This is a genomic window from Streptomyces albidochromogenes, assembly GCF_005981925.1.
Classification (GTDB): domain Bacteria; phylum Actinomycetota; class Actinomycetes; order Streptomycetales; family Streptomycetaceae; genus Streptomyces; species Streptomyces albidochromogenes.
The window spans coordinates 1-5,081 of sequence record NZ_VBVX01000402.1 but is presented as its reverse complement, the minus strand read 5'-3'; the positions used below and the strand labels follow the sequence as shown (position 1 = coordinate 5,081).

The window sequence follows — 5,081 nt, the reverse complement described above, 5'->3', positions numbered from 1 at the left end:
GGGCGGTGGCGGAGCCGGGGCGGCTCAGTCCGTGATCTGGATCTTGCCGTTGGCGTCGGCCGGCTCCTGGGCCGGCTTGCCGCCGCGCTGGGTGATGCCCTTCAGCAGCTCGGCGAGGTCGACGCCGGTGGTGGAGCTGAGCATCTCCATGCCCTGGGCCAAGTTGTCCGTGACCGTACGGGAGAGCTGGCTCGCGCCGTCCGTGGAGATCACGGTCAGCTTGTCGATGGCGCTCATCGGCTCGGCCGCCTTGGCGACGACCTGCGGGAGCACCTCGACGAGCATCTGCAGGACGGCCGCGTCGCCGTACTGCGCGAACGCGTCGGCCTTCTTGCGCATGGCCTCGGCCTCGGCCGAACCCTTCGCGGCGATGGCCGCCGCCTCCGCCTCGCCCTCGATGCGTACGGCCTCGGCGAGCGCCGCGCGGTGCAGCTTCTCGCCCTCACCGGTGAGGCGGGAGCGCTCGGCGTCCGCCTCGGCCTCCTTGACCTGCGCGATACGCCGGGCCTCGGCCTCCTGCTCCGCCTGGTAGCGCGCGGCGTCGGCGGGCTTGCGGACCTTGGTGTCGAGCTCGCGGTCGGTCAGCGCGGCCTGGCGCTCGGCGACCTTCTCCTGCTCGGCGAGTACTTCCTGCTGGCGCGCGGCGTCGGCGAGCGGGCCGGCGGCGTTGGCCTTGGCGGAGGCGGCCTCGGTCTCGACGCGGATCTCGGCCTGCTTGAGGTAGAAGGTCCGCTCGGCGACGGCGATCTCCTCGGCCGCCTTCAGCCGGGCCTGCTCCGAGGCCCGCTTGGCGATCGCCTCGGCGATGTCGGCCTCCTGGCGGGCGCGGGCGGCCTCGGGGCGGCCGAGGTCCTCCAGGTAGGAGCCCTCGGTGGTGATGTCCTGGATCTGGAAGGCGTCGAGGATCAGACCCTGGCCGGAGAGGCTGGCCTCGGCCTCCTCGGCGACCTGACCGGCGAAGGCGGCGCGGTCGCGGATGATGTCCTCGACCGACATGCGGCCGACGATGGCGCGCAGCGCGCCGGACAGCACTTCCTGCGTGAAGCCGACGATGCCGTCCTGCTGCTGGAGGAAACGCTGGGCCGCGGCCCGGATGGCGTCCTCGCTGCCGCCGACCTTGACGATCGCGACGCCTTCGAGGTTGGCCTTCACACCGCGCAGGGTGACGGCGCCGCGGACGGAGATCGGGATGTGCCGGCTGGAGAGGTCGAGCGTGAACTTCTGCTGGACGAACGGCACGACGAAGACGCCGCCGCCGACGACGACCTTCTGGCCGCTGTTGTCGGTGGAGGTCTGGCCGGTGACCGGGTCGACGGAGGTCTTACCGCGGCGGCCGGTGATGATGAACGCTTCGCTGGGGCCGGCGACCTTGTAGCGCGTGATGACGACAAGGGCCAGCAGAACGAGGAGTACGACGACTCCCACGACGGCGATGACGACTGGACTCATGAGGCATTCCCCCCTGCCTTCCCAGGGGAGGCAGCAGTTGGAGCGATGAAGGACTGGTACAGCTGTGTGCGGACATGGGCCCCGGCGTGGGCGTCGACGCCGGGACGGGACAGCCACGGCACGCCCGCCGTGACGGCGTCAGGTGCCCTGCCCACCCCGGACACCCGGCCGACGCGCGGCCGCCGGGCGTTCGGGGTTCGGCGTTCGGCGTTCGTGTCCAGGGTCGGGAGTTCAGGGCCTGGAGTGCAACGGCCGGGGTGTGGCGTTCAGCGTTCGACCGGGCGCACCGCGACAGAGGTGCTCGACAGTGACGCCTCCACCCAGATCTCGGCGCCGCGCGCAACGGGCACCGCGCTCTTGGCCGCGAGCTTGACCGGCTGGCCGCCGAGGCGCAGCAGCACCTCGCCGTACCCGTCGGCCGGAATCGCGGTGACGACGGACCCGGCGGTGCCGACGAGGTCGGTGCCGCGCGGGGTGGCGTCGGTCTGGTCGCGCATCAGCGCACGGCTGAACCTCCACGCGAGCCAGCCCGCCAGCACCCCCGCCGCCACACCGACCCCCGTGGCGACCCCGGCACCGAGCCCCGTGGTGCCGAGCATGATGGCACCGCCGAAGCCGAACATCGATATGAACCCGGCAATGACGGGCAGTGAAAGAAGCCCGTCGAAAAGGCCGTCGAGGACTCCCCCGAAAAGCCCTTCCAGAATCCCGTCGAAGATCAACGAGAGAGCCAGCAGCACGATCCCCGCAATGCCGAGACCGAGAAACACCGTCATCCCGCTCGCCCTCCCCCGTGTGCGCCGAGCTCTTGAACCAAAGGGATCGTCTCACGCAGGACTGACAGAAAGCATTGCCGGACTCCGGCAATCTTCACGCCCCCTTGATGCCGCTTCACTTCAGCGTCGACGGCACCGGACAACGCCGCCGATGCCGTCGATGCCCTCGCCGCTACCCGAGCCAGGGCTCGGTGCCCGCTCCGAGCCCGAGTCCCGGTTCACTCCAGGACCGGCAGTAGTTCCGGAAGGTGGCCGTCCGACGCCGTGGCGCACCGCTGGCGTTCGGCGGGCACTTCGCCGTACAGAGTCGTGCGGGGCCTGGAGGGGCGGCCGGTGGAGTCCGCGATCGCCACCAAGTCCTGGATCGAGCGGTACGAGCCGTAACCGGAGCCCGCCATCCGGGAGATGGTCTCCTCCATCAGCGTGCCCCCGAGGTCGTTCGCGCCCGAGCGCAGCATCTCGGCGGCGCCCTCCGCGCCCAGCTTCACCCAACTGGTCTGGATGTTCGTGATGTACGGGTGGAGCAGGAGGCGGGCCATGGCGGTGACGGCGCGGTTGTCGCGGTTCGTCGGGCCGGGGCGGGCGATGCCGGCGAGGTAGACCGGGGCGTTGGTGTGGATGAAGGGAAGGGTGACGAACTCCGTGAAACCGCCGACGTTCTTCGACAGCGCCGTCCGCTGGATGCGCGCCAGCGTGCGCAGGTGGCCGAGCCAGTGGCGGGGCTGGTCGACGTGCCCGTACATCATGGTCGACGAGGACCGGATGCCGAGCTCGTGCGCCGTCTCGATCACCTCGATCCAGTTCGCGGTCGGCAGCTTGCCCTTGGTGAGGATCCAGCGCACCTCGTCGTCGAGGATCTCGGCGGCGGTGCCGGGGATCGAGTCGAGCCCCGCCTCCTTCGCCGCCGTCAGCCACTCGCGGATCGACATGCCGGTACGCGTCGCGCCGTTGACGACCTCCATCGGCGAGAACGCGTGCACATGCATGCCGGGGACGCGCTCCTTCACGGCACGCGCGATGTCGAAGTACGCCGTGCCGGGCAGGTCGGGGTGGATACCGCCCTGCATGCACACCTCCACCGCGCCCACGTCCCACGCCTGCTCGGCCCGGTCGGCCACCTGGGAGAGGGAGAGCGTGTACGCGTCGGCGTCGGTGCGGCGCTGCGCGAAGGCGCAGAAGCGGCAGCCGGTGTAGCAGACGTTGGTGAAGTTGATGTTGCGCGTGACGATGTACGTGACGTCGTCACCGACCACGTCCCGGCGCAGCTCGTCGGCGATACGGGTGAGGGCGTCCAGGGCGGGACCGTCCGCGTGGAGGAGCGCGAGCGCCTCGTCGTCGGTGAGCCGGGTGGGGTCGTCGGCCGCCTGGTTCAGTGCCTGGCGCACGTCGGTGTCGAGGCGCTGGGGCACCATGCCGGGCGCGGCGGCCTCGCGCAGGGCGTCCCAGTCGCCGTACACCTCGTCGAAGTCGTCACGGCGGTCGGTCGTCCGGCCGATGGTGTCGATGGTGCGGTGGAGGTCGGTGCGTCCGGTACCGGCGTCGGCGGATGGGGCAGCGGTGGCGAACGGGGCCGCGGTAGTGGAGGGGGCGGCCGCTGGCGGGTTGAACCCTCCGTCGGGTTCCTGCCACGGGAGGCCGGTGGGGCGTACGTCCGTACGGGCCAGCCCGGTCTCCGGATCGGCGAGCGCCCGTACGTGCGGGAGGAGACGGGGGTCCAGCCAGGGCTCGCCGCGTTGGACGAACTCCGGGTAGATGGTCAGCCGTTCCCGCAGCTCGAACCCGGCGGCGGCGGTCCTGGCGGCGAGTTCGTCGATGTGCGGCCAGGGGCGCTCGGGGTTCACGTGGTCGGGAGTGAGGGGCGAGACGCCACCCCAGTCGTCGATGCCGGAACCGATGAGCAGGGCGTACTCGGAGTCGACGAGGTTCGGCGGGGCCTGGATGCGGGCGGCCGGCCCGAGGATGTGGCGGGCCACGGCGATCGCGGCGGCCAGCTCCTCCAGCTCGGCGTCGGGCATGCCGCGCATGGCGGTGTCCGGCTTGGCGCGGAAGTTCTGGACGATGACTTCCTGGATGCCGTGGTAGGCGCGGGCGGTCCTGCGGAGCTCGAAGAGGGAGTGGGCGCGCTCTTCGTACGTCTCGCCGATGCCGATGAGCAGACCGGTCGTGAAGGGGACGTTGGACCGCCCGGCGTCCTCCAGGACCCGCAGGCGTACGGCGGGCTCCTTGTCGGGCGAGCCGTGGTGCGGGCCGCCGGGCTCGGACCACAGGCGGGTGGCGGTCGTCTCCAGCATCATGCCCATCGAGGGCGCGACGGGCTTGAGCCGCTGGAGGTCGGCCCAGGACATGACGCCCGGATTGAGGTGGGGCAGGAGCCCTGTCTCCTCCAGGACGCGGATGGCCATGGCGCGGACGTACGCGAGGGTGTCGTCGTACCCCTCCGCCTCCAGCCACTCCCGCGCCTCGGGCCACCGGTCCTCGGGGCGGTCGCCGAGGGTGAAGAGGGCTTCCTTGCAGCCCAGCTCGGCGCCGCGCCGGGCGATGTCGAGCACCTCGTCGGGGGAGAGGAACATGCCGTGGCCGGCGCGGCGGAGCTTGCCGGGGACGGTGACGAAGGTGCAGTAGTGGCACTTGTCGCGGCACAGGCGGGTGAGCGGGATGAAGACCTTGCGCGAGTACGTGATGACGCCGGCCCGCCCCACCGCCTCCAGCCCCGCGTCCCGCACGCGCGCGGCGGAGGCGGCGAGGTCGCGGAGGTCGTCACCGCGCGCCTGGAGGAGCACGGCGGCCTCGGCGGTGTCGAGCGCGACCCCGTCCCGGGCCCGCCTGAGAGCGCGGCGCATGCCGGTGGGGGTGGGG

The 5,081-nt window shown here is 71.7% G+C and carries 3 protein-coding genes; all 3 read right to left on the bottom strand.

The genetic code is table 11. The features are described 5' to 3' along the window. Window positions 1-24: 24 nt before the first annotated feature. Entirely contained in the window at window positions 25-1,449 is a 1,425-nt protein-coding gene (locus E2E34_RS31140; RefSeq protein ID WP_138905205.1) for a flotillin family protein, read from the bottom strand. Window positions 1,450-1,715: 266 nt separating this feature from the next. Continuing rightward, window positions 1,716-2,225, bottom strand: a complete 510-nt coding sequence (locus E2E34_RS31135; protein ID WP_138905204.1) for an NfeD C-terminal domain-containing protein — start codon at window positions 2,223-2,225, stop codon at window positions 1,716-1,718. A 218-nt stretch (window positions 2,226-2,443) separates the two neighbouring features. Further along, window positions 2,444-5,081, bottom strand: a 2,638-nt coding sequence (locus E2E34_RS31130) for a bifunctional FO biosynthesis protein CofGH (protein WP_439333699.1), incomplete at its 5' end; no start/stop codon positions are given.

Excerpts from the sequence above, each read along its gene's own strand:
- E2E34_RS31140 (WP_138905205.1), bottom strand. The coding sequence starts at position 1,449 with ATGAGTCCAGTCGTCATCGCCGTCGTGGGAGTCGTCGTACTCCTCGTT.
- E2E34_RS31135 (WP_138905204.1), bottom strand. The coding sequence starts at position 2,225 with ATGACGGTGTTTCTCGGTCTCGGCATTGCGGGGATCGTGCTGCTGGCT.